Here is a 25919-nt window from a genome sequence, read left to right as displayed (position 1 = left end):
AATACAATCAAGCATCGAGTCAATGGGCCTACAGTCCTCCTGAGAGCCAGCTAGACGACCGCTTGCGGTCGAGCCTTTGGCTCAACTTCTTTTAGCGCGACCACAGCGTTCAAGGAAATCACCAAGGAAACTAAGGCCTCCAGGCTAAGAGGCATCTCATTCGGTTTTAATCGAATAAAGTAATGAGTCTTTTTGTCACAAAGACCGCGTTGGGCGTCAGTTTACGCACCCACGCTTTAGAGTATCGTGACCATTTAAAACCGTTACTTTTTAATTTTTTGCGCACCTCTTCGGCTGGAATACCGTCAAATGAAAACTTAATGCGGCCCTCTTCTTCGTACAGCTCCCAAGCCGTCCCCATTGCCTCGCCGTTACCCTGTAATGGCGCTTCGTTGTGCAACGCTTCCAAGTGCTCTAAACGCTTTCTAGTTGTTCGGATATTGGCATTACTATTCTGTAGTGCGTATGCATCAAAGCCAAACTTTCCAAAAAACTCACACGGGCGTAATAATTTTTTTGCTCTTTCTTCTGTCTGTCCGTGTGTATTAACCAAATATTCGATCTTGTCTTCCTCGGTCATATGACTAGAGCGAACGATCTTATTAACGGCTTTCATGAGTTCATGACTTTTAATCAAACCCTCGAGCTTTTTCTTCAATTTTTCAACCGCTTCTGGGTCGTCTGACGCGATACCGGCAGAGCCTACACTATCAGCGCGACGGCTCAGATATTCCGCTTTATCCTGAGCCTCTACGCTTTTACGCATGTTGGTATTGATGCTCTCCGCGTGTTTACGGTGCTTCGCTTCTGAATGGTGACCAACCAGGATTGGCTGACCGAACGGTAACATTTTCCCTAATGTACTCGCGGTATTAAATCGCTCATTAGAGACCGCTTCAGCTTTAGCGGCACGCTCTTCTAATCTATCGCGCTTCGCTTCTTGTCGCTCTTGATAGTCTCCCAGCGCTACCACTTTTCGGGTGTTATCTTGTGGTGGCGGTGTTGGCTTTTTCTCATCACTGTTAAGCGGGGAAAGATAACCGTCAATCAATGCCTTTGTCACTTGCTCAAACGTAAAGCGCACTTTAGACAAGCCCATCAATTTTGTCTCAGTCACAGCAGCGTAATAGTGGTTCAGCGTTGGGTGATCCGCATCAATATCATGTCTAAATCGCTCCAAGTCACCATTATCAAACTCGATATACATCATCGTCTTGGTGTAACCGTTATTGCGGCCCACTTCCATAGCTTCTTGACTTGCTTTTTTGTTGTAATCATCAAGGGTGTACGCATTGCCATCAGATAATAAATTGGATTCACTCCAATCAATAATCACTTGCTTCACAACGGCGGTCTTTTCCAGGTGTACGTATTGGTCGAACGGGGCAAGCTGCACCGGCTCTTTCACTTCTTCGGTGCCCTCCACTTCTGAGCATTCCCCCTCAATAATCGTGCTTTGCGGTTCCTCTCCATCCAAAGAGAATGTCATCACCACATCATTAGAAAAATGATAGATACAATCACAGACCTGCACTTTCACTAGAGCGCCTTCACGGATGGTTAATAAAATAACCATGTCGCTGTAGTTCTTTTCGTACCAATCCCAAAATTCGGATTTATCCATCGTGACAAGCTCATTACTTCTAAAGCAATCATCCATCCCCATTGACTGAGTTTTTAAGATCAACGTGTCAGCATATTCCAACAGCTTCGTAATTTTAGCCTTCGCATTTTTACGCAACTTATGACCAGAGAAGCGCTTCAAAAATTCATTCTTGGATGAGCCTGACGGCTCAAACGGGGATACGTTTGTCGCGGATTGAACGTTAGAAGCTGTTGATGGATTAAGGATTGAGTCTGTCATAAGTTTTTCCTTTGATTAATTTTCATTCCCGTTGTCGCCTGACTGCTCGACCCAAAATCACGGTTCATCAAAACAAGGGCGCGAAGCGTTCATATACCCTTGTTTTGGGGGTTCTGATTTGGGACGTTAAGCAGGAAGACCGCGACACGGTAATGAGAAATCAAAGGAAAAAGGACAGGCGAAAAACAAAATCCATCTTACAGATTCTTTCGTTCAGTCAGTGAAAGGAGTGAGGAGGCACGACGAGCGGCAACGAGGAAGAATGACGAGGCGCAGGCGTTCAGGATTGCAGCGATATCCTTTTAGATAGGGGCTGTAGAGAGGCACATCCTGGGGCGGCACGCAGTGACTCACCAAGGTGATGCCACTCTTAGGCCATAGATAAAAGATACAAGCGGAGAGCCTTTCCCGAAGGGTAACGCCCAACTCAAGCCCATATCACAACGCAACCTTAAATCTATTTCATCAAGAATGTTGAGGCTGAAAAATACGCACCTTACAAGGCAAAGTAAAAGCGCGGCCTTATGGTCTCGTTCTTACTTTGCTTGTACGGCTGGCGGTGCGACAATTGAAACGTTAAAGGCTTATGTAGAAAGTCCGGCGATATCAAGTTAAAGCTCTTCGAGCTTTACGCCTTATACCCCCGCCCGATCGGCAAGGGTTTACGGCAAAATGGCTAAATGCCATTAAGCTCTTTAGATTGAGAGGCTTCTGCAGCACTAGAATCCTCCCCCTTCTTTGCGTTGTTAAAGGATAAATTCAATCTTGGTCATTTTTTCGCTCTTACTTACTTCTAAGAGCGACGGATAGAGATTCACGCTCTCTTTCTGATAGAGACAAATCACTTTGTAATTGGGAGATCTGTCTTTGCAACTCAACCAACTGCCCTTGCGCGGAAGCTAATTGTTTACTGTCAGATTTAATCTCGTTCAACTCGCCAGTTAAGCGCTCTATTTCTGATTGACGGTTTTCTTCTTGAGTGCGTAACTGAACGACCGTTGTTCGCTCATTAGCCAGTTGGTTTAGCGTTTCAGTATGCTGCTCTTGTGTTTTTTCATGTTGAGCTTGCTCTATTTCTCTTTTCGCTTGATCGACAGTGAGTAGCTTAACCTGCTCTCGCAAACTTGCGCTTTCTTGCTCCGCTTTATCCGCTCGACGGTTAGCCGCGCCCACAAGACTCTCAGCTTCACTTTTTGCGTTAGTCACTAAAAGATCACATTTCTGCTCATTATCAGACATTGATTTGTCGGCTTCTTTCTTTACTTCTTCGCTCAATGCTATAGCTTCAGTTGCTTTTTGTTCGGCACTGTCCACACGCTCTAATGCTTTAGCCGCTTTATCATTGGCTTCATTAATGAGTTGAGCGGCTCTGGCCTCTGCCATTTCAATACGGTGCTGACTGTCTTTTTCTTTTTCTTCTAGTAGCTCTATAGCTTCATCTAACTGGGCTTTTTGGTCGGAAATCATTTGCTGAAGGCTCGCGGTTTTTCGCTCGACAACGCTTTGCATTTCATCCGCGAGCAATTCAGCGATCTTACTGCTGCCTAGCTCATCAGCCATTTTAATGACTTCTGCATTACGCTTGTCGTGAAAGTCACGTAGAAGCTTAGAGACGGTTTCTGTTTTACCACCGGTTACCTGCATAACATTACGAACTGAGGGTTTAGTACCTTGAGTTAGCATTGCTGTAGCAGCTTTTGATACTTGTTCAAAGGTCACGCCAGATTGTTCCGCCATTGTTCAACACTCCAAATAAACTTAACTGTACAAATTATAGCCCAACAGGAAACGGGTAACAACCGTTTCCATAAAATAACGTTTCCCATTTATACCTAAACAAATAACCAACTAGGCGTTTAATTCAGAATCACTTTTCCCTCTTACCTTAACGAGTTGATACTCTCTCACTAAAGCTATCATTCATTCCCATCGACTGAGTTTTTAAGATCAATGTGCCGGCATACTCCAACAACTTCGAGATTTGAGCCTTCGTTTTTTACGCAGTTGATAACCAGAGAAGCCTTTCAAATATTCATTTCGTTCAGTCAGTGAAAGGAGTGAGAAGGCACGACGAGCGGCAACGAGGAAGAATGACGAGGCGCAGGCGTTCAGGATTGCAGCGATATCCTTTTAGATAGGGGCTGTAGAGAGGCACATTTTGGGGCGGCACGCAGTGACTCACCAGGGTGATGCCACTCTTAGGCCATAGATGAAAGATACAAGCGGAGAGCCCAGCCCGAAAGGTAACGCCCAACTCAGGCCCCTATCACAACGCAGCACTTAAAATCAGCTTTAAACCGTCATAATAAAAAAACCGCCTATCAAACCCTATAAGGAAAAAATCCACAAAATGACACCATGACAAAGCATTAGAATCAAACACAGAGCAAATGGGCGTACTGTGGTACTAAGAGCCGGTTTGACGACCGCTTGCGGTCGAGCCTTTGGCTCAACCTCTTTTAGCGCAGAAACCCAAGCGTACACAGCAATCACGAGGTAAAAAAAATGCCTCTAGGATAAGAGGCATTTCAGAAAACATATTTGAACATTAAACGTTGATATGACTACCAACCCAAAACGCCGCACCGGCTACAGTCGCAATCATAGCGAAGGCAGTAACAATAATGAGGTTTTTAAGGGAACTCACTTCATTACGAACCCCCAGGACCTCATTCCGTACCCCTTGAATATCAGATTTCAGCTCATTACGAACCGCTTCAATTTTATCTGAAAGGTCATGACGAACCGCTTCGATCTTCTGATCGAGTTCTTTACGCGTATCATTTAACTGCTCTTGAGTGGCAGCATGAGCGGTTAGGTTGATCAGCTCTTCAACGCTTAATGTGACTTTGCTTGATTCAGACATAATAGAAACCTTATTTAATTGTCTTTAGTTTACTGCATTACGTTACCGAAGTCATTCACGCCAGAATAGGCGTGAATGAGAAACATTTTTCACTAACTAATGGCTATATCCAACCACGCTCCGCAAATGACACCACGTCTTCAAAAGACACCACGAAGTGATCGAGTACTCTAATATCAACCAAGGCTAACGCGTCGGTCAGTCGTCGAGTAATACGTCGATCGGCTTGACTGGGTGTGGCATCACCGCTGGGATGGTTATGATAAAAAATGACCGCGCTTGCATTTGTGGCCAGTGACTCCTTGACCACTTCACGCGGGTAAACGGATGCGGCGTCAATGGTGCCGTTAAAGGGGTCACACGACGATTCGGAAAATATTGTACGCTAAGAGCGTAACTTATTATTTTTATGGGAAAAAATCAGTTCATGTCCTTCTTTATTACAAAGTAAAGTCCTTATCGGACTGCTCCAGCTTTTTTGACCTTTGCGATCGTTGACCGACTACAGCCTAAAAGGTGTTGAATTTGAGACCAGCTTTTTCCCTCACTAAGTAAAAGTGCCACATTTTCTCGCAGTTGGAGGTCTGGTTTTCTTCCTTGATATTTACCCAAAGCTTTAGCTTTCTGTATTCCTTGTGCCTGTCTTTTACGTCGAGTTTCATAATCATCCCTGGCCATTGCCGCAGCGAGATCAATCATGAATTCAGTCAGCACTTTTGAAATCATCGAATTTTCCAAGTCACCGCTGAGAGCGGGATGAGTCATAGGTTGGTCAAGAACGACAATATGTAGACCAGCATCAATTAATTGATGCTTGAGCAGCTTCCACTGTTCGTATGGTAATCTAGACAGCCTGTCTACCTTTTCGATAAGCAAGACATCATTTTTATGTGAGTCATCTATTAGTCGTGAAAGTTCAGCTCTTTCTAGCTTTGAACCCGACTGGTTCTCAGTATAAAAGCTAGCGATACGAACACCTTTTTGTTCTGCAAATAGCTCCAAGTCGGCTTTTGCACGATTAGCATCCTGTTCATCTGTTGATGCTCTGAGGTAACCACGTATGAACACTTTCGTAATTCTAGTCTGTTATAGGTATGGTATTTGATAATAGTTCGCGTAGGGTGCAAAAACAATAATAAGCGAACCAACTTTGAAGATACATCACATGGTTTGCATAAGGTATACTCTATTAGAACCATTTATTGGTAAAATTTTAATATAGATTGCACTCTATATAGATTGCAGTCTATAATTTCTTCAAATATAAATTAAGCGTCAATTATGTGGACAATACTCAACCGACCACTCTTTGTTGATTGGTTTAAAACGTTAGATAGTAAAGACAAGGTTAGTGTCAGGGCATCCCTTGGATTACTACAAGAAAGAGGCCCTACTCTACCTCGACCATACGCTGACACTTTGGAAGGCTCCAAAATCAGCAACCTTAAAGAGTTACGTGTGCAAAGTAGTGGGAAGCCTATCCGGGTTTTCTTTGCTTTTGACCCTGAACGCCAGTGTGTTGTCTTGTGTGGAGGGGATAAAACTGGTGAGAAACGTTTTTACAAGAAGATGATCCCTATCGCAGAGAGTGAATTTGAGGAGCATATAAAGGAGTTAGACAATGAAAAGTCAGCCACTAAGCGCACTTGATGATCTAATGACAGAGGACGAATTGAGACAAGCACATCAGAAAACTTCTGAGATGTTGCTGGAGCTCAATCTGGCTGAAATCCGGCATAGTGTTCAAATGTCACAAGCACAAGTTGCTAAAACTATGGGTATTAAACAACCCACCATTGCCAGCCTGGAGAAGAATGGCAAAGACGTAAAGTTGCTTTCCCTAAAGCGATATGTGGAAGCTCTCGGCGGTCAGCTACGCATAGATATTGAGATGCCTGATGGTCATCATTTTGGTATGAAAGTATAACTTCCCACTTCTCTAGGAAATGGTTCTGAATTGATAAGATAAGCCAGTGACCACTGCTACTGGCTTGTTTTTTCACACCCGAATGGTTCATAAGCTCTATGTAAGTTATGTCGGGTGGACGACACTTGTTACCAAGTGCCGTCTCCCTAAGAACCTAGCGTGCAACTTTCACTGCACTAGGCTCAAGCCTCCACGAAGGCATCGTTTGATACCCAGCAACTTATAAAGCAGTCGAAGCAGGTTCGTTCCAAGAGTTACGAGCTAGCCTTTTAGATTTTCTCTTTACCAAGTATTCTTGGTAAAGAGGGTCAAAGGGTGTCGCTGCACTTCGGATTTTCACATGCCTTTCTATTGGCACTTTGGCTATTTGGAAGAGATTGAACTGGCAATCCATATCCATGACCTTCTGCCAACCGTGAAACTGCCATTGGCCTTTTCGGTTGATGAAGTATTTTAGGGCAATCCAAGTTTTAGACTTTGTTGGATGACGCCTTTTAGCCCAGTGCCATAACGTATGGAATAACTTGTGACCTACATATCCGAATACCTGTTTAGCTACGCAGTGCCGATAATAGTTCGACCATCCCCTGAGTTTAGGATTTATCAGTTTGATAAGATCATTCACTGGAAGGGTTACGTGCTTTTTGATGAGTTCACGCAGATTGCTTAAGAACATCAACGTATTGGATTTACTCGGCTTGATGAGCAGTTTCCCTTTGTACTTCCTATGGTTGAACCCAAGAAAGTCAAAGCCATCGTTGATATGAGTAATGTGCGTTTTCTCTTCGGATAATGTTAAGCCTCTTTCCGCTAAGAAATCAGCAATCAACGGTTTGATATCGTTCTCGAGTACTTCCTTTGAAGCGCAAGTGACGACGAAATCGTCGGCATATCCAATAAAGTTAGCTCTTGCTCCTTTCTTAAGCGCGGTAGACTTAATGCGCTGTTCGAGACCCGATAACGTCATCAACATCAAGGTGGGGGATATAATTCCGCCTTGAGGAGTGCCTTCGTCGGTGTCGTAAAACAGCCCTTTGTCTACAAAGCCTGACTTTAGCCATTGCTCCAACATCCGTTTATCGATGGCGATGTTATCCATAAGCCATTGATGCCCGATTTTGTCGAAGCAAGCTTTAATATCTCCTTCAAGAACCCATTTAGCCGATTTCTTTAAAGCCAAACACTTGAAGCACTGGTCGACAGCGTCAGCCGTGCTACGATTTGTTCTAAAGCCATAACTATTCGGGTCGGCAGTTGTTTCTGATATAGGCTCTAGCGATAATAGGTGTAGCGCTTGTTGTGCTCTGTCTATCATGCATGGGATGCCCAGAGGTCGAAGCTTGCCATTCTTTTTGGGGATATAGATACGCCTGAGTGGTTTCGCTTGGTAAGCTTTCCGACTCAGTTGATTTACTGCTTTCATACGACGCGTGTCTGTATTCCAGACAACGCCGTCTATTCCAGGCGTTTTACTGCCTTTATTTTGAGAAACTCGCTTAACAGCAAGAAGTTTTGCTGAGCGAGAGTGAGTCAGTATCCACTGCAATGCTTTTGCTTTGCCGTGTTTACCGTCTCTAGTTGCCTTTGCGATACGCATTTGAAGCTTTAAGACGTTCGCCTCTGCGGCCTTCCAGTTAATGGATTGCCACAGTGCACTGTCAGAAGATGCACTAATCTCATTCGAAATCGTCATTTGCTTTTCTTCCTTAATAAAGTTCTTCAAACTCTCTCGCAACGAGAGACCAGTTGGAAGTGGGCTCACTTTCGTGATCAGGCACAAACCTGTATCTGCGTCATTACAATGCAGCCTTTGCTTTTTCCAACCTCCTCTACCCGCATCACTCTCGGCCACAGGGGCTTTCCCGTAGGGAGAGATACAGGCTTACCGTGTTCCGTATGTCACGCAATGTCAGTTTAGATGCCCGCTATGGTGCGGAGAGTTCAATGATCACGAAAGAGCATGGGGCAATCTCTTTCCGACTCTCGTGCCTTTTGGCTACAGCGTATTAACCACTTCCGCTGTTTCACAACATAACGCACCTTACGCGGATTCACTTCTGTTCATCATGCTGACTACCTAGCACTCACCCGATGTTGTGGTTATCAGGAGGATCGTTCTCTCACGATTTCAATCCCGATTGGAAAATACCAACCTTCGTTACATTGTCAAAGCCGCTACTTTATTCAGGCTCCTAGGTTCATCTGGTGATACAGATGGTTCACTCGTTTAGCGGTGAACAGCGCTTCATACGACTTCACGTCGCACGCCCCAAAGTGTGTCACGACCGATGATTGACTAATTAATGGTGAGTTGATTTTGTAATACATATGCTAACTAACAACCCTAGAGTGCAGGTGTTTTTTTCGTAACCCATCACTCGTGTGCGTACAAAAATCACATAACCACCATATATGGCTTGAGTTGCTTAAAAAGGTTGAGCAAGATGGACAGAAGCAAATGACTATATCCCGACTGAAAAGCGTTATGCATAGGGGCAATTAATGACGAAAGCGAAACAAGCGTTAAGCATAAAAGGTGATACGTTTAACCCATTTCCAGAGCCATTTAAATCTCGCCTTGGTCAATCTGAATGCAGAAGTTTAGGTGATTCTTTTGGGCTCACTCAGTTCGGTGTGAATCTGGAAGTATTAGAACCGAATGCGCAGTCGGCTCTTCGCCATTGGCACACAAGGTCAGATGAGTTTCTTTATGTACTCGGTGGTGAGCTATGTTTAGTCAGTGATGACGGTGAGCAGACATTGTTTGCAGGAATGTGTATTGGCTTCCCTGCTAGGGTCGAAAATGGTCATCATTTAATAAACCGTAGTAGCGAACAAGCTAAATTTATAGTTATAGGGAGCCGAGTTGCAAAAGACGAAGCCCATTATCCAGATGATGATTTCAAATGGGTTGTTGAAAGTTCTGGTGAATGGACTCCCTCTAGAAAGAACGGCACACCATACTAGTGATTGGTAAGTAGTAGGAGGAAGACTATGATTCCAACAGCGATTCTTATTCATGTTCAAAATGTCGCATTGGGCATCGAGTGGTATCAAAAAGCCTTTCCTACAGCAGAATCTGTTTATCATCCTAGTTTCGACTTTACCGTGCTCAATTTAAACGGTTTTTCTCTTGAGATAGTGCAAGCAGACGAAAAAGTAGGCTCGGGTAAATGCGGGACAGTTTTATATTGGTCGGTAAACAACTTGGATAAAGCACTGGATCATTTTGAAGAACTTGGTGCAAAACTGTATAGAGGCCCAATGGCAATTGAAAATGGGCTTTTTATGTGTCAAATCGAAGATCCATTTGGCAACCTAATTGGCTTGCGTGGGGCGACGACGTTGCAAGTGGTTTAAATGGATTATAAAGGCCTTATATGCCATATCAGTTTAGGAGGTAAAATGGACATTTTGATCGAACAAGAAATAGAACTCCATCAATACCAAACTCGTCAGAACAAAGCTGACCTTGATCGTTTAATACACCCTAGTTTTACTGAAGTTGGTAAGTCAGGAGATAGCTACGATTTTACATCCATTATTCAAATGATGGATTTGGAAGAGCCTTCAGATATCCGCGTTCATTCTCAAAAGTATGAATGTATTCAACTTGAGCCTTCTATACAGCTTTTAAAGTATGAGTCTGCTCTTGTAAGTGAATCTGGAGAAGTTAGTGACTATGCCAAACGCTGTTCAATTTGGACATTTACGGGCACTTGTTGGAAGCTCAGGTATCATCAAGGTACGCAATGTAAACCTTTCAAACTCAGTTAGTAGTGATTATCCGAAATCTAATTATCTACTGAAGTTTGTCATTACGGGGGAGCTTAAAGTTTGTAACACGCCTCTGCCCCAATATAAGCTTAATTAATAACACTGTGGCTTTCATTATCACAATTTTGGCCGACTTTTTCTAATACGAGCCTTATGAATTACGGTGTAAGCTCAAACCAGCCCATAACCCAGAAATAAGAGGCGATTGCTAACCTCTTATTCGGTAAAACGGGTGATTTTAATTAAAGTAACTTGGTTACACTCGATTGATTAGTACTATCGTTAACTTGATATCCCAAAGCTCGAATTTGCTCTCGGATTGTGTCTGCTTCATCATATCGCCCCTGTTCTTTCAAACATTGACGTTGTTCAGCGAGCTGTTGAACTTGTTTGGGGATTGTTAACTGTTCAACCTTATCAAGGTTAAGGCCAAATACTTGATCAAAATAAAGTAGTGTCGCTTTTTTATTGGCAGGCTCTATGGAACTATCAGTGACCTCCCATAATAAGGCGAGTGCTTGCGGCATATTTAAATCGCGGTTGATACGTGCAAGAAATTCAGCTTTGAACTGGTTGTCAACGTTACCACCGTCAGGCATATCAGTGATTTTCTTTCTTAATCTACGCAGTGCCTTTTGTGCGCCATTCAACCCTTCCCAAGTAAAACTGAGCTGGCTACGATAGTGACTGGTTAAGGTTAAATAACGATAAGCTAAAGGATCATAACCTTTGTCGATTAGGCTTTCTAAACACAGTGTAGAACCCGACTTAGATATTTTCTCATTGTTAATATTTAAGAAGTAACCATGCAACCAAAAGTTTGCTTGTACATGTCCGTTTTTAGCTTGGCATTGTGCAATTTCATTGGTGTGGTGTATAGGAATGTGATCTTCACCACCGATATGTATATCGAAGGTTTCTCCCAAGTACTTCTCTGCCATCGCTGAACATTCAATATGCCACCCTGGGAAGCCATTTCCCCATGGACTTGTCCACTCCATTTGCCGTTTCTGTTCGCCAGTGAATTTCCATAGTGCAAAATCTGTAGGATGCTTTTTCTCCGCCATATCAACGCGAATGCCAGCTTCCAAACCTTCCATATCTAATCGCGCAAGCTTTCCGTAGTCGGGTAACTTCTCTGTATCAAAATAAATACCATCACTGGTTTGATAGGTATAGCCTTTAGCTTCGAGTGACTGAATAAACGAAATCTGCTCTTGAATATGATCAGTTGCTCGGCAAGTGATAGAAGGTTTGAGAATGTTAAGCCTTTCAAGATCAGTAAAAAATGCGTCTTCAAAAAAAGTAGCAATATCCCAAGCTGATTTTTCTTGTTTGCGTGCCCCTTTCTCCATCTTGTCTTCTCCAGTGTCACCATCTGATACTAGATGTCCGACATCGGTTATGTTCATGACATGATTAACTTGATACCCATTGATCTGTAGTACGCGTTTTAGGACGTCAACGAACAAATAGGTACGTAGATTACCGACATGTGCATAGTCATAAACGGTTGGGCCACATGCATAAAGGCCAACCTTACGGGGTTGAATCGTATAAAACGGACTCAGTGTTCTATTAAGGGTATTAAAGAGCTGGAGTGTCGGTTGGGTCATAAATCATATCCTTATAAATACAAAAAGGCCGTGGATGAAAACATCAACGGCCTAGGTAATAGTGCGATAGGTTTGCTACGTAATAGCTACACGAAAACGGCCGTAAATAAGGTATTTACAGCAACAACATGGAGTTTGAGTGGAAGTAGTTATTAGCGTCATTTTTTTAAATTAAAATAGATGATTAACAAAAGCAATACATTTATTCGATGATTATGTTGAGCATCATCGTTGGTAGTAATGGACGTCACCTGCGCTATCAAAACAGGGGCATTAAACTTAGCTACTTCCCATACTATTAGTTATCCATGAATTGCTAATTTAGCTGAAGCTATAGCTCATTTCTGTCCAACAATGAGTTACGATACCCGTAGACTGTATGTGATCACCAAGCGATCCTGTCGTACTTCACACCTATGAAATCGTGTTGTCAGCATTGAGTTTTAATCGAGGCATTTATCTGGTTAGCTAAGTATGTCTATTTGACATAGCTACCGGAGGAAATGAAATTGCCACGTAAAACCCTCTTGACGTTATCTGAACGTGAAACATTAACGGCATTTCCTCAAGAGCATCATGATCTTGTCCGACACTATCTATTTAACGATGCCGACCTTGCCCTTATTAACCAAAGGAGAGGGAAACACAACAGACTTGGGTTCGCTATTCAGCTTTGCTACTTGCGATATCCCGGAAAACCCATTTCTCCAGATGAAGAACCTCCAGCCCACCTGCTGTCTTTCGTAAGTGAACAACTCGGTGTATTGGTAACACATTGGAAGAGGTATGCGATAAGAAAGACGACCCGCAGGGAACATCTTACTGAGCTGATGAACTGGTTAGGGATGGCCTCTTTTACTCTGCCCCATTTTCGTCTGTCCGTACAATATTTGCTAAAGACCTCGGTCCAAACCGAATCAGGCATGGTGCTTGCCAGAACGTTGTTGGATTATCTACGCACCCAAAAGATAGTTATTCCTGGCATAGACGTATTCGAAAGGATATGCAAGGAAGCGATCACTCTCGGAACGAAGAGAGTATATCGTGCACTGACATCGGAATTGTCTGAGGGTCAAAAAGAGCAGTTGGATCGACTTCTACTGATGCGGAACCAGCAAAGCCAGACGTTTATTAACTGGTTACGGCAGCCACATGGTTTTCCCAATGCAAAGCACGTTCTAAAACATATAGAGAGAATTGAACATATTCAGGCATTATCTCTACCTGATGGTCTAGAAAAGATGGTTCATCAAAATAGGCTCAGAAAAATAGCCCGTGAAGGTGGTCAAATGACACCACAACATCTCAGGGATTTTGAACCGTTAAGACGACACGCAACACTGGCGGCAGTGGTGCTTGATACAAGAGCCACTTTGATTGATGAACTCATATATATGCATGACCGAATCATGGCTAGTAAAGAGAATGTTGCCAGACGAAAACATGCTGAACAGTTTCAAAGCTCAGGTAAGCAAATTAATGAGCAACTAAAGGTACTGTCACAGGCCGGACGCCTTATTCAGAAAGCCAGAGAATCAAAAAGTGATCCATTTGATGCTATTGAGACCTCCATTGGCTGGCAAGTCTTTCTTGATAGTATCAAAAGCGCAGAGCAATTTAGCCAACCAGAGTTTGATCACCTTATGCTCATTATTGATGCGTATCCTCAGTTACGCCGTTACACTCCGGCGTTTCTTGATGCACTGGAATTAAAGGCGGCTCCAGTCTGCCAGTCTCTACTTGATGCGGTTAACATCCTTCGTAAACTGAACCTGACCAAAGCTCGTAAGTTACCCGAAGGCGTACCGACTGATTTTATTCGAAAACGATGGGCCTCCCTTGTCTTTACTGAGGAAGGGCTAGATAAAAAGTATTATGAACTTTGTGTCCTTTCAGAACTGAAAAATGCGCTTCGTTCGGGGGATATATGGGTTCGTCATTCCCGACAGTTTATGGACTTTGAAGATTACCTGCTTCCGCTTGACAAATATCGCGCGCTATTTAGCCAACAAGAGTTAGGGCTGGATATTGAAACTGACGGTGAATTATTCCTTGAACAGAAAAAGAACCAGTTGATCACCGCATTGAAACGTGTCGAACTCCATGCTGCTGATAACAACCTTCCCGGTACAATAGTGACTGCCAGCGGAATGCGTATTACGCCGTTGACGAACTCTGTTCCAGAAGAGGCAGAGAAGTTGATCAGGAAGGTATCAGCACTTATGCCTAAAGTGAAAATAACCGAACTTCTGCTAGAGGTGGACAGATGGACAGATTTCTCACGCCATTTTACTCATTTGAAAGGAGGACAACCCGCACCTAACCGCGTAATGTTAATGACCGCTGTTCTTGCAGACGGAATCAACTTAGGTCTGACAAAAATGGCCTCATCCTGCCCTGGTACTTCCTACGCTAAACTCTCTTGGTTATAGGCCTGGCATGTTCGAGACGATACTTACAGTAAAGCATTGGCTGAGCTGACAAATGCACAGCATCAACATCATTTTTCTCAATGGTGGGGGGATGGCACGACATCCTCATCTGATGGGCAGCGATTTAAGACGGGAGGTCGGGGAGACTCCAAGGGACACTTTAATGCTAAATATGGCTCAGAGCCGGGAAGCATTATTTATACTCACATTTCAGATCACTATGCGCCGTTTCATACCCGGATCATCAATTCCCCAGCGAGAGATGCCACCTTTGTACTGGATGGCCTTCTTAATCATGAATCTGAACTCAATATTGAAGAACATTATACGGATACCGCCGGATTCACTGATCATGTATTTGCACTCATGCCTATATTGGGATTCAAATTTGCTCCACGAATACGTGATCTTTCAGATAAGCGTCTTTATATAGCCGGTAACAAATCGAATTATCCGACATTAGGAGGGCTAATTGGCGGGGATGTGAACTTTGATTATATCGCCTTGCATTGGGACGATATTCTCAGATTATCAGCTTCAATCGGAAAAGGAGTGGTAACTGCTTCTCTGATGTTGAGAAAACTCGGTAGCTATCCCCGTCAAAACGGATTGGCACTGGCATTACGGGAGTTAGGGCGTATAGAACGCACTTTATTTACTCTGGAGTGGATGCAAGACATTAATCTTAGACGTCGAGTTCAGGTCGGCCTTAACAAAGGTGAAGCTAAAAATGCTCTTTCTCGGGCGGTTTTCTTTAACCGATTGGGAGAATTAAGAGACCGGAGCTTTGAAAACCAACGTTACCGAGCCAGTGGGCTTAATTTAGTTGTTGCTGCAATTATTTTATGGAATACCGAATACACCAGTCAGGCAGTAGAAACACTTCGCAGCCGTGGGGAAATCATCGATGATGCATTGCTTAGCCACTTATCTCCTTTAGGGTGGGAACATATAAATTTAACGGGAGATTATATTTGGCCAGATCTAGAGGAATAATTCTTAAAGTCATGATGTTATGTTCTTAGCGTACAATATTTTCCGAATCGTCGTGTGACCCCTTCTCGGTGCGTTTTGAAAAACCCGCATTATAAGCGCCGACGCTGTTCCAGTTATAACCATGACTAGAAAAATTAGAACTTAATACCCACGCGCCAAGATGAACATTAAAACAAGGGTTATAGATGCTTGTTTCATTCACATTAAATTCGGATAGTAGATCAAACCAATGGGAATTAATTTGCATCAATCCAAAATCACGACTGATCACTTGACCGGTTTTGTTTTTATTTTCATTATACGCATTCGGTTTTAGGCTGCTCTCTACCGTTGCAATGGATTTTAAAAGTTGTGGATCGACATTATAAAATCTCCCTGCCTCATCAAAGCAAAAAGCCCAACCGAAACACGGCGATAGCAAAGAAAGGTAAAGTAATGGTTTCATCATAAAAAGCCACCTATCAGCCACAAACCCACAAAGTGACACCATGAAAAAGCAATAGAATCAAACATCGAGCAAATAGGCGTACTGTGGTACTGAGAGCGGTATTGGCGACCGCTTGCGGTCGAGCCTTTGGCTCAAATTCTTTTAGCGCGAGCGTTGAAGCGTTCGGACAAAAAAAAATGCCTCTAGGATAAGAGGCATTTAAGAAAACATATTTGAATATTAAACGTTGATATGACTGCCAACCCAAAACGCGGCACCGGCTACCGTCGCAATCATAGCGAAGGCTGTTGCAATAATGAGATTTTTAAGGGAACTCACTTCATTACGAACTGTGTCGATTTTATCTGAAAGCTCATTACGAACTGTGTCGATTTTATCTGAAAGCTCATGACGAACCGCTTCGATCTTCTGATCGAGTTCTTTACGCGTATCATTTAACTGCTCTTGAGTGGCAGCATGAGCGGTTAGGTTGATCAGCTCTTCAACGCTTAATGTGACTTTGCTTGATTCAGACATAGTAGAAACCTTATTTAATTGCTTACAGTTTATAGCATTATGATGAGGAAGTCATTCACGCCAGAATAGGCGTAAATGAGAGACATGTTTCACTAATGGCTATATCCAACCACGCTCCACAAACGACACCACATCTTCAAAAGACACCACGAAATGATCGAGAACTCGAATATCAACCAAGGCTAACGCGTCGGTCAGTCGTCGAGTAATACGTCGATCGGCTTGACTGGGTGTGGCATCACCGCTGGGATGGTTATGATAAAAAATGACCGCGCTTGCATTTGTGGCCAGTGACTCTTTGACCACTTCACGCGGGTAAACGGATGCGGTGTCAATGGTGCCGTTAAACATCTCTTTTGTGCGTAAAACTCGATGCTGACTATCAAGAAAGATCACCCCAAACACTTCGCTTTCATTGGAAGCAAGTGAAGCCTGACAAAATGACTTCACCAATTTAGGGGAATTGAGTGGCGTCTGCTCTGACACAAACAACTTAGATTTTAAAATGCTCGCGGCATGGTGCAAGATATCTTTTTCTTCTACAGAGAAAAGGCTGTGATTAGAGTAGTTAGCAAGTACAGACATAATAGATCCCTTTTAATATTTAAAGTCGTGATGGTCGGCGCTCAGTCCGTGTTATTGGCCATACAAGATAGTCAGAAGATCTTTCGCTCTCGCTTGATGCTTAGCGGTCGTTTCAACGTTTCTCTCTTCTTTTTTCGCATAGGCGTAATCTTCTCGCATCTGTTTCACAGTCGTAGCTCTATCACATACGCCAATACTCACCCCTTTTCCTTTATTTCCTTCCTCCAAGATCAAAGAGTCGGTATAACCAAACTCATTAAGTAAAATCTCATGCACTTTAACCGCTCGAACGCTCGAATTAAAGTCCGTTGAATTCACCCAAATAAGTCCCTTTGAAACAGTCGCGGAAACGGTCGAACGCACTGCACGTTCAACGACCTGGCAGGAGATATCATTTTTTGGTGAGCTTTCGTGCCCAGCGGCGAAACGCTGGTCGCTGAACATCGATTTAGAGAGAGTTGGGCTTGAGTTTCGTTGTGCCATGAGGAGTTTCCTTTTTGTTTGAGTATCACTTTTATGGAGCCGCTTGGCTGTCCGGCAAGCGCTCATGGTTATCAATAACAAGGGCGCGAAGCGTTCATATACCCTTGTTATTGGGGCTCTGAGCGAGCACGGTAAACAGCCTGCGAGCCCCATCAAATGATGCAAGTCGAAAGGGAAATCGGCACATAAGGCAACAAGCCCTTACTCGAACTTAATGGAGGTCAGTGAAATGAGTGAGGAGGTACGACGAACAGCAACGAGGAAGACTGACGAGGCGCAGGCGTTTAGGGTTGTATCGATAGGAGCTTGTAGAGAAGCACCTTCTGGTGCGGCACGCAGTGGCTCACTAGGGTGATGCCAATCTAGGCCATAGATGAAAGCTCCAAGAGAAAGCCTTGCCCGAAGGATCACGCCTAAGGAAAGAGCACCTCATTATTTCTCACCCCACGTAAAAAACTAAGAAGCAATAAGCTAAGAGATAAGAAGCCAAGAATGAGGATTCTTTAAATACATTTACCCGTAAGTAAGTCACTAGAATGGGTATATCGATACTGCCACCTTGCTCACTGTAACCTCCCTTTTGAGAGCCAAAGGTCAGCGTCCCTTTTTCAAAACGAGCATTAATGGTCTCAAGCGCTCGATTAAGCTCTAACTTGTTAGAGTTAGCCCCAAATCAGTCAAGCCAGTTTCTAAGTTAATGTATATACGTCTATAAGTAAGGCAAACACTTGTCGTATTTTTCAGTAGGAATAAAAACAGATATCGTCCTTACCTCACTTTTTTGAGACCTCACCTTAGTCATCACTTCAGCGCAGTGATGTACTATTTCTCCAAATAGCACATCCGTTTCTCTTAATCGGTTCCGATAACTTAGTTCAACTGAATTACGCAACAAAGAAATATCAAAATCCTTCATACGTGGTGCGAGCCATGTAAATCCAAATCAAACGGTGATGAAAACCGTGCGGTGCTTTATTAAATTATTCATATGTGTGCTCTACCCTTTGCCACTTAGAGTAGTTATATCAAGATATTTAGTTATAGTGCGTTAAGGACACAATGCCTTTCTAGCGTAAATCAATTTTAATTAAGCCAAGAAATTATTTACACCTTCGCAATAATTATTGGCTTTGTTGCGTAATTCAGTTTAGAAACAGAGTCTCCCCGTTTCTCATGCTTTTTAGTCAATACGACAAGTTTCAGGCATACCTAACCCAGTAAGCTTGTTCAACGGTTTTATCATCGCGTAAGTTTCACCCACCTGTGAATTGTAATTTCTTAAGCTCAATCGCCCTCCTAACAACTGTTTTACTCGATACATCACTGTTTCTGATAGTGAACGTCTGTGGTATCCATACCGCTCTTTCCAATACTTATTTGAGCCGTATAACTTCTGGCAACCCACGGCGAGATTTCGAGGGTGACCACGCTCCCAGAAGGCTGCTCCTTCTCTTGGGGGAATAAGCGCAACGGCTCGCTTAATCTTAATAGCAGCGTGGCACACTCTCGTGTCGTACGCGCCATCGCCAGACTCTACGCTTGCCATCCGTCTCGTGTTTTTTGACTTTTCATGAGTGCTGTCGTGATAGCTAAATCACTGAATCGACGTGGCCTACCGCGCTTATTCTGTTTGCTTTGCGCCCAACCGCTTATTGCCTCTTCATCAATCCAAAAAGTCAGAGAGCCACGGTGAATGAGCGATTGGTTGTATTGCTTCCTGTTGGTTGTTTTGTAACGAGGTTTAGACATAGAGCTACGAGAGAGAGTGGACGTAGCTGATCATATCGTAGGTTCTTGATTTAGTTCCATTGAATTACGCAACAACAAATCCACCTAACTTTATTATTTATATTTAATAGATATAAATAATAAATATATATCTTTTCAACCCTAGAACCATTGTTACATTATAACAATTAGTGTTCTATTTGAGGTCGAGGGAATGAAAGGACACCTTTTAAAAGTAAAAGCACTTTTTTTGGCAACTTTGGCTTTGGGTGACATGGCCTCTGCTTCTACAGCTCTTCAGTTCAAAGACGTGCTCGGTAGAAACATCTCTTTAGAAAAGCCGGCAGAAAAAATTTTCCTAGGTTTTTATTTTGAGGATTACCTAGCGATCGCTGGACCAGATGCTTACAAAAAAGTGGCTATTTTCCCAAGACATTCTTGGAAAGATTACCGTCAATCTCAATGGACCACCTATAAAAAAATCATTCCTGAGTTAGAAACGATTATTGATTCAGGTTCTCTTTATACAGGTACTTTTGATTTCGAAAAACTCTTGTTAACTAAACCTGATGTTGCACTTCTTGCGGCGTGGCAATATCAATCCCTTGGTGAAAAAGTTGAAATACTTGAAAAGAATGGTATCAGAGTTGTCGTTGTAGACTTCAATGCTCAAACGCTTGAAAAACACGTCATTAGCACACGTGTTATAGGCAGAGTAATGGGGACAGAAGGACGCGCTTCATCGATTGCAACGGAATACGAAAACACAGTAAACATGGTTAAACAACGTGTTACGAGGCATCTGGAAAACCACGCGGCACGCCGTGTGTATGTGGAAGCAGGTACAGGTGGACCAAATGAATACGGTAAATCTTACTCGACGACAATGTGGGGCAACCTTTTGACAATGGCGGGGGCCGATAACCTTGCCCATGGGATGTTTGAAGGTTCTGCCCACCTAACGCCTGAATATATCTTGAGTCAAGATCCAGAAGTGATCTTTATATCCGGTGCTCACTGGGTTAAACATAACGACAGCGCCCTGCTTGGTTTCAACAGCACAATGGAAGAAGCGCAAACTAGATACCGCCCCTACCTAAATCGTGCTGGCTGGAATCAACTGACGGCAGTTAAAAATGGTGACGTCTACGGTATATACCACTCAGGAACACGTACTATTTACGACCACGTTTTCTTGTTGTATCTAGCAAAGTCTATTTACCCAGAAGCATTTAAAGATATTGAACCTAAGAAATTGCACCAAGAATTTTTTAGGAACTACATGCCGCAAGCGCTCAAAGGCACTTTCATGATTCAGGTGGGCGTAACTCATGAATGAAAGCATGAAAGCATCGTCTGACCTGAATCATTCCAGCGGCGCTATTTATCAAAGAATGCAGAAGCAAAGAATTAAGATTTTGCTAGGCGCTTTTCTGGCAACGAGTTTTTCCGCTTTATTCGATCTTGGTACTGGCTCATCGTGGCTAGGCATTGAACAAGTTGTTGAAGCCCTCCTAGGTGGTCCCTCTGGTGACAGCTTATCAACACTTATTGTCTGGCAACTTCGGTTACCCATCACTCTCACCTGTCTTATGGTTGGCGCCTCACTCGGCCTCGCTGGCGGTCTAATGCAAACCCTCTTAGCCAACCCACTTGCCAGTCCGTATACCCTTGGTATCTCTGCTGCTGCTGGATTTGGTGCAGCCATAGCTTTTTTAACCGGTTTTTCAGTATTTGGTTTGCATTGGTTAGGCGTGCCGTTTGCCGCTTTCTTGACATCTGGATTAGCGAGTATGGCGATCTATATAATTGGTCGCAGCCGACATATGGACGCAAAAATCCTGATTTTGGCAGGTATTGTCGTTCTCTTCTTTTTCCAGGCTTTACAGTCATTAATTCAATATTTGGCATCACCAGAAGTGCTGCAGCAAATTGTTTTTTGGTTATTTGGCAGTCTACTGAAGGCGAGTTGGTTGTCCTTCTTTGTTTCAGGAGCCGTTTTCCTGTTCGGTTTGGTCTTTGCGTTATCTAAGGTATGGGCACTCACCGCCCTCACTTTAGGCGAAGAGCGTGCACTCGCCTTGGGAATAAAGACCAGCAAGTTAAGACTACAGATGTTTTTACTGTGTTCCTTATTAACTGCAGGAGCAGTGTCGTTTGTCGGAACCATTGGTTTCATTGGTTTGGTTGCTCCTCACCTAGCAAGAATGCTAATAGGCGAAGATCAGCGTTTCTACTTACCTTTGGCGGCATTAATGGGAGCGTTGCTTTTATGTACCTCGTCTCTTGTTGCTAAGTTGATTGTCCCAGGCACTATCATACCAATTGGTATCGTCACCTCCTTAGTCGGTGTGCCGATCCTTCTTTATTTTCTGATAAGCAGGAGGTTTATCTAATGACGTCGCTTTCAATAGAAAATCTTGCCGTTCCAATTGGAAGAAAACTCGTTTTAAAGAAGGTAGATGCCCAATTTTTGGGTGGCAAATTTACCGCCATTTTAGGGCCCAATGGCGCAGGAAAAACGACATTGCTCAAAGCTATCATGGGCATCATTCCTTCTGATGGGAAGATTAATTCAAGTGGGGAGGACGGGCTGAGATTACCGCTACAATCCTTCTCGTACCTATGTCAACTCAACAAATCTCCCTGTCAATTAACGGTTATTGAGTTTGTCTTACTGGGCTTGGTTCATCAACTGAGCTGGAACATCACATTTGAACAAGAACAAAAAGCAGACGCCATCCTTGATTATCTAGGTTTGAGAAATCTCGCCCTTAGACAGTTTTCTCAACTAAGCGGTGGTCAGCAACAGCTGGTTTCACTGGCGCAATCTCTTGTTGCTGAGCCCAAGGTATTGCTCTTAGATGAACCAACAAGCGCCTTAGATCTCAAGCATCAAGTCCAAATTTTAGACCTTGTTCGTCAATATACCCGAGCCAAAAATATCATCACAATTGCGGTCCTACACGACCTCTCTCTCGCTGCTCGATACTGCGACCATCTTCTCTTAATGAATGATGGTGAAGTTCAATATTGCGGTAAACCAGAAGACGTGCTCGATTCTGAAAGGCTGGGGAAAATCTATCAGATTCATGTGGACGTAGGTTGTTGCGTTCATGGACATACCCACGTCACCCCAGTTCGAGCCCTTAAAACAGATTAGGCATTCTTATGGCAATGAATAAAAGGCAATATCACTTATTAGTTTCTCTATCCACGTTTGAATCTCAAATTCAAACCCTGACTCATTACAGCCTTGAAAATTGTGAATGTTTTGTCCTTTTGCAAGAAAAAATTGATGAGTTTTGCGCTTGGATTTTGCAAGAAAATTTTAAAACCATTAGCGATGATTTTGATATGACCCCTGAGTACGATCGTTTAATCAAGCAGCTTCGTGAAACTGCTGTAAAAGCTCTGTGTTTATTGGAAAAACATCAGTCTCAGTGTGCCAGAGAGCATCAAATCGACATCAGCGAATATTTATACCAACTTTCTGAAAACACAAAAATTGAACTAAAAAAAGCAGGAATTGAAAGCAACTCTCGAGTCCTGTTTATTGGCTCAGGGTCCTATCCGGTTTCTGCTTTCACTATATCTCAGAGCACAGGCGCTCTCGTGCACGGTATAGATCTTGATGAGCAGGCAGTGAAAATGGCCAACCAACTCAACTTGTCAACCACTTTTAGCTGCAAAGATCTAATCACTGAGTTTGCCTCTTTCCGGCCAACTCATGTTGTAGTAGCCTCTTTAGTGGAACATAAATGGGAACAACTCAGACAGCTTAGACCTCATCTTAACCACTCTCACCGAGTATTAGTTCGATTCGGTAATGGTTTAAAGTCCGCCTTCAATTACCCTTTCAACCCAAACCTAATGGATGGGTGGGAAACACAACAGATCCATAACGATGCAGCGATATATGACACCGTCTTGATGGAGCGCGCAAAATGACTCTTTCATTAGGAAAAGTGTTAATCGTTGGCACAGGGCCAGCCGCATTTCAGACAGCAAAAATCATCAGAAACCAGTGCGAGCAACTTGGGTTAGTAAACCGCTCATCAGAGCGCTGGCAGCCGATGTTCGAAAGCTTACACAACGAACGTATTGCGCATATTTTCGCTGCCAAATCCTCTTTGAAGCGAATGGCTGGGCAGGTGATATTTGATGCGGTTTTTGAAGATTTACGCGATGTAAGCGGACAATGGGATACGTTGGTTCTGGGCACCCCATCTCATGCTTATTCAGCGGTTCTATTGGCTTTACCTAAATCGTGTTTGAGTTCCACAAAAATAGTAGTCCTCATTTCATCCTTATTTGGTGGGCACCGGATTGTAAAAGGCTTGTTTTCAGAACTGAATTTAACCCCCAACGTACTGATATTTTCCAATTACTTTGCGGCCACTAAATTTATAACGGAACAAGCTGGCGTTCGTGTCCTTACCAAAGCGGTTAAAAAACGTATTTATGCTTACTCAAGTAAAGAAAAATGCCCTGTCCTAGAGCTACTGACTCAAACTTTAGCGGATATCGGTGTTGAAGTTGTCGAGTTGGAAAATGGGTTTAGCGTAGAAGGACGAAACATTACCTCTTTCGTTCATCCCGCATTTTTTATGACCCCTTTCTCGCTCAATCATATCTTAAGTGAGACGAGAGAAGTTAAGTACATGTACAAACTTTTCCCTGAGGGACCGATCACAACCGAAACCATCCACATTTTGGTTGAGCTATGGCGCGATATATCAAGATTGATACTTCACTTTAACGGAACACCATTTAACTTGTTACAATTTCTCAATGATGACAACTACCCTGTGCATCCAGAAACCATTCGTCGTCGTCAAATTGAGCAGTTTATGTCGCTCACTCCAATAGCGCAGGAATATTTGGTTTACGTACGATACAGCGCGATTCTGATCGATCCTTTTTCTAAGCCGGATGAAAATGGGTGCTACTTCAACTTCTCTGCCGTGCCCTATGCCAAAGGTAAGGTGGAAAAAGGCAAGTTGTCTTTACCTCGAATACCTAAAGAAGATATACAGAATCTTTACTGGCTTCAAGTCTTAGGCAGAGCGCATGGGATTGCATTACCGAGCGTTAACCGTGTGCTAGGTATATTCGAATCTTGGTTAAGTAGCTCTCAACTCCCTCACCATTTGATTGAAGAGTCCCGCACTCAAGCGCACCAATACCTTGGTTGGGTGCGTCTATCATACGACCTTTAAAGAAACCCATCATGAACAACGGTGTAGCGTTAACTATATTTTCTGCGTTCATTTTTAGTGTCATGAACGCACTTATTAAAGCGGCCAGTTTGACGATTCCAAGCTCTGAAATTGTCTTCTTCCGAAGCGCAATAGGAACCGTTCTGATTTTAGGTTTAATGTGGAAAGCGAGTATCAGGTTTTCTACCACGGGCATACCAATGCTTTTGCTTCGTGGCCTGTTTGGGGCGTTTTATCTGCTCGCTTTTGTGTACGCGATTACCCACATGCCGCTAGCGGACGCCGTGATTTTGGCTTACCTGTCCCCGTTCTTCGTTATATTACTTTCCAACCTAATTTTGGGAGAAAAAGCCCCTAAAAAAGTAGCATTCCTTTTTCCGCTCACTTTGGTTGGAGTTACCCTAATTGTAAATCCATTTAGCTTCGACACATTTAATTTGTATGCCCTCTCAGGGGTGGCGAGTGCTTTTTTTGCGGCGGCTGCCTCTATCACTATTCGCCACCTGAGTAAGAGGCACCATATTTACGAGATTGTGTTTTATTTTCTTTTCACTTCGATGTTGGTATCCGGTTACTTGATGAGGGATGAGTTTGTGGTTCCACAGGGAATTGCGTGGATTTATCTAATTGCCATTGGTCTTGTTTCGCTCATTGGGCAAATTTTCCTAACAAAGGCATTCAGTCATGAAAACGCCGCTGTAGTTGCAGTCACCCGCTATATCGGCTTGGTCTTCAATATACTTTGGGGGGTTATTTTTTGGTATGAAATCCCTAGTTGGATGAGCACATGTGGCGTTCTTATAATAATAACAACATCTATTTCCCTCTCGCTAAAGAAAAAAAATATTATTCAATGATCTGAGTACCACCTAGAAAACAAACTAATCAAAGAGAGTAGGGAAGGCTTTGTTGCGTAATTAAATTTAGAGATAGATGCACCCCGTTTCGCATACTTTTTAGTCAATACGACAAGTTTCAGGCATACCTAACCCAGTAAGCTTGTTCAACGCTTTTATCATCGCGTAAGTTTCACCTACCTGTGAATTGTAATTTCTTAAGCTCAGTTGCCCTCCTAGCAACTGTTTAACTCGATACATCGCTGTTTCTGAGAGTGAACGTTTGTGGTATCCATACCGCTCTTTCCAATACTTATTTGAGCCGTATAACTTCTGGCAACCCACTGCGAGATTTCGAGGATGACCACGCTCCAAGAAGGCAGCCCCTTCTCTTGGGGGAATAAGCGCAACGGCTCGCTTAATCTTAATAGCAGCGTGACATGCTCTCGTGTCGTAAGTACCATCACCAGACACCTCAAGGATACTTCGGCGTGTTTGTTTCAGTAAGTTCGAGAGTACTTCCCCATCTCTAACCGTCGATAAACTTAGCTCGGCTGCAATAATTACATGAGTGCTTGTATCGACGGCAATATGAAGCTTTCGCCAGACTCTACGCTTGCCAT

The 25919-nt window shown here is 43.3% G+C and carries 23 protein-coding genes and 4 pseudogenes; 13 read left to right on the top strand and 14 right to left on the bottom strand.

Annotation, left to right across the window (positions count from 1 at the left end; all coding sequences use genetic code 11):
* Nucleotides 1-166 precede the first annotated feature (166 nt).
* A complete protein-coding gene (locus AB4486_RS13070; protein WP_372107106.1) occupies nt 167-1864 on the bottom strand; it encodes a DUF3560 domain-containing protein in 1698 nt (565 codons plus the stop codon).
* Nucleotides 1865-2311: 447 nt separating this feature from the next.
* On the opposite strand from AB4486_RS13070, the pseudogene AB4486_RS13065 reads away from it, so the two are divergent.
* A pseudogene (locus tag AB4486_RS13065) lies at nt 2312-2479 on the top strand (transposase); the annotation flags it as partial.
* A 168-nt stretch (nt 2480-2647) separates the two neighbouring features.
* Here AB4486_RS13065 and AB4486_RS13060 read toward each other — a convergent pair.
* The 4 genes and pseudogenes from AB4486_RS13060 to AB4486_RS13045 form a co-directional block, all read right to left on the bottom strand.
* Nucleotides 2648-3601 carry a DNA-binding protein gene (locus AB4486_RS13060; RefSeq protein ID WP_076678494.1) on the bottom strand — a complete coding sequence of 318 codons (954 nt, stop codon included), beginning with the start codon at nt 3599-3601 and terminating at the stop codon, nt 2648-2650.
* Nucleotides 3602-4412: 811 nt separating this feature from the next.
* Nucleotides 4413-4730: a hypothetical protein gene (locus AB4486_RS13055; protein ID WP_017098633.1), complete on the bottom strand. Its 318-nt coding sequence runs from the start codon at nt 4728-4730 to the stop codon at nt 4413-4415.
* A 103-nt stretch (nt 4731-4833) separates the two neighbouring features.
* A pseudogene (locus AB4486_RS13050) lies at nt 4834-5082 on the bottom strand (JAB domain-containing protein); the annotation flags it as partial.
* A 104-nt stretch (nt 5083-5186) separates the two neighbouring features.
* A complete protein-coding gene (locus AB4486_RS13045) occupies nt 5187-5798 on the bottom strand; it encodes a recombinase family protein (protein ID WP_372117333.1) in 612 nt (203 codons plus the stop codon).
* A 213-nt stretch (nt 5799-6011) separates the two neighbouring features.
* Between AB4486_RS13045 and AB4486_RS13040 the strand changes: the two genes are divergently transcribed.
* A complete protein-coding gene (locus tag AB4486_RS13040) occupies nt 6012-6380 on the top strand; it encodes a type II toxin-antitoxin system RelE/ParE family toxin (protein WP_372117331.1) in 369 nt (122 codons plus the stop codon).
* Nucleotides 6352-6657: a helix-turn-helix domain-containing protein gene (locus tag AB4486_RS13035; protein ID WP_088879100.1), complete on the top strand. Its 306-nt coding sequence runs from the start codon at nt 6352-6354 to the stop codon at nt 6655-6657. The genes AB4486_RS13040 and AB4486_RS13035 overlap by 29 nt, the downstream gene beginning before the upstream one ends.
* 220 nt (nt 6658-6877) lie before the next feature.
* On the opposite strand, the gene ltrA is transcribed toward AB4486_RS13035, so the two are convergent.
* Nucleotides 6878-8350, bottom strand: a complete 1473-nt coding sequence (gene ltrA / locus AB4486_RS13030) for a group II intron reverse transcriptase/maturase (RefSeq protein WP_237297782.1) — start codon at nt 8348-8350, stop codon at nt 6878-6880.
* Nucleotides 8351-9159: 809 nt separating this feature from the next.
* Between ltrA and AB4486_RS13025 the strand changes: the two genes are divergently transcribed.
* The 3 genes from AB4486_RS13025 to AB4486_RS13015 are packed head-to-tail and all read left to right on the top strand — an operon-like array spanning nt 9160 to nt 10434.
* Nucleotides 9160-9624, top strand: coding sequence for a cupin domain-containing protein (locus AB4486_RS13025; RefSeq protein ID WP_017097733.1), 465 nt, complete (start codon nt 9160-9162; stop codon nt 9622-9624).
* A 27-nt stretch (nt 9625-9651) separates the two neighbouring features.
* The gene (locus AB4486_RS13020; protein ID WP_017097734.1) at nt 9652-10017 is read left to right on the top strand and encodes a VOC family protein; all 366 of its coding nucleotides are present in this window, start codon (nt 9652-9654) and stop codon (nt 10015-10017) included.
* 45 nt (nt 10018-10062) lie between these two features.
* The gene (locus AB4486_RS13015) at nt 10063-10434 is read left to right on the top strand and encodes a DUF4440 domain-containing protein (RefSeq protein ID WP_017097735.1); all 372 of its coding nucleotides are present in this window, start codon (nt 10063-10065) and stop codon (nt 10432-10434) included.
* A 242-nt stretch (nt 10435-10676) separates the two neighbouring features.
* Here AB4486_RS13015 and cysS read toward each other — a convergent pair whose 3' ends face one another.
* On the bottom strand, nt 10677-12050 hold the full coding sequence (cysS, locus tag AB4486_RS13010; RefSeq protein WP_372117328.1) for a cysteine--tRNA ligase: 1374 nt from the start codon (nt 12048-12050) through the stop codon (nt 10677-10679).
* A gap of 509 nt (nt 12051-12559) precedes the next feature.
* Here cysS and AB4486_RS13005 point away from each other — a divergent pair.
* Nucleotides 12560-15478: pseudogene (locus tag AB4486_RS13005) on the top strand (Tn3 family transposase).
* Between the two features lie 25 nt (nt 15479-15503).
* Here AB4486_RS13005 and AB4486_RS13000 read toward each other — a convergent pair.
* From AB4486_RS13000 to AB4486_RS12975, 6 genes and pseudogenes are all read right to left on the bottom strand, one after another.
* Complete coding sequence (locus AB4486_RS13000) at nt 15504-15926, bottom strand: lytic transglycosylase domain-containing protein (RefSeq protein WP_372117326.1); 423 nt, start codon at nt 15924-15926, stop codon at nt 15504-15506.
* Between the two features lie 219 nt (nt 15927-16145).
* Nucleotides 16146-16442 (bottom strand): hypothetical protein, encoded by a 297-nt coding sequence (locus AB4486_RS12995; RefSeq protein ID WP_016800122.1) that lies wholly within the window; start codon nt 16440-16442, stop codon nt 16146-16148.
* A 99-nt stretch (nt 16443-16541) separates the two neighbouring features.
* Entirely contained in the window at nt 16542-17027 is a 486-nt protein-coding gene (gene radC, locus AB4486_RS12990) for a DNA repair protein RadC (RefSeq protein WP_371997718.1), read from the bottom strand.
* Between the two features lie 51 nt (nt 17028-17078).
* Nucleotides 17079-17510, bottom strand: coding sequence for a hypothetical protein (locus AB4486_RS12985; protein ID WP_102258042.1), 432 nt, complete (start codon nt 17508-17510; stop codon nt 17079-17081).
* Nucleotides 17511-17711: 201 nt separating this feature from the next.
* Nucleotides 17712-17921, bottom strand: a complete 210-nt coding sequence (locus tag AB4486_RS12980) for a hypothetical protein (RefSeq protein WP_133154775.1) — start codon at nt 17919-17921, stop codon at nt 17712-17714.
* A 769-nt stretch (nt 17922-18690) separates the two neighbouring features.
* Nucleotides 18691-19259 (bottom strand): annotated as a pseudogene (locus AB4486_RS12975) (transposase).
* Between the two features lie 193 nt (nt 19260-19452).
* Between AB4486_RS12975 and AB4486_RS12970 the strand changes: the two are divergent.
* The 6 genes from AB4486_RS12970 to AB4486_RS12945 are packed head-to-tail and all read left to right on the top strand — an operon-like array spanning nt 19453 to nt 25317.
* Entirely contained in the window at nt 19453-20577 is a 1125-nt protein-coding gene (locus AB4486_RS12970) for an ABC transporter substrate-binding protein (RefSeq protein WP_372014511.1), read from the top strand.
* Complete coding sequence (locus AB4486_RS12965; protein ID WP_016800126.1) at nt 20570-21634, top strand: iron ABC transporter permease; 1065 nt, start codon at nt 20570-20572, stop codon at nt 21632-21634. Before AB4486_RS12970 ends, AB4486_RS12965 begins: the two co-directional genes overlap by 8 nt.
* Nucleotides 21634-22401 carry an ABC transporter ATP-binding protein gene (locus AB4486_RS12960; protein ID WP_372117325.1) on the top strand — a complete coding sequence of 256 codons (768 nt, stop codon included), beginning with the start codon at nt 21634-21636 and terminating at the stop codon, nt 22399-22401. The genes AB4486_RS12965 and AB4486_RS12960 overlap by 1 nt, the downstream gene beginning before the upstream one ends.
* 8 nt (nt 22402-22409) lie before the next feature.
* Nucleotides 22410-23189 carry a hypothetical protein gene (locus AB4486_RS12955; protein ID WP_016800128.1) on the top strand — a complete coding sequence of 260 codons (780 nt, stop codon included), beginning with the start codon at nt 22410-22412 and terminating at the stop codon, nt 23187-23189.
* On the top strand, nt 23186-24460 hold the full coding sequence (locus AB4486_RS12950) for an opine metallophore biosynthesis dehydrogenase (RefSeq protein ID WP_017100974.1): 1275 nt from the start codon (nt 23186-23188) through the stop codon (nt 24458-24460). Before AB4486_RS12955 ends, AB4486_RS12950 begins: the two co-directional genes overlap by 4 nt.
* 11 nt (nt 24461-24471) lie before the next feature.
* Nucleotides 24472-25317 carry a DMT family transporter gene (locus AB4486_RS12945; protein WP_016800130.1) on the top strand — a complete coding sequence of 282 codons (846 nt, stop codon included), beginning with the start codon at nt 24472-24474 and terminating at the stop codon, nt 25315-25317.
* Nucleotides 25318-25416: 99 nt separating this feature from the next.
* Here AB4486_RS12945 and AB4486_RS12940 read toward each other — a convergent pair.
* On the bottom strand, nt 25417-25919 hold a 503-nt coding region (locus AB4486_RS12940; RefSeq protein ID WP_372117323.1), incomplete at its 5' end, for an IS5 family transposase.

This window comes from Vibrio sp. 10N.222.55.C6, from assembly GCF_041473395.1.
GTDB classification, from domain to species: Bacteria; Pseudomonadota; Gammaproteobacteria; order Enterobacterales; family Vibrionaceae; genus Vibrio; species Vibrio crassostreae_C.
This window is presented reverse-complemented; position numbering and strand designations above follow the sequence as displayed.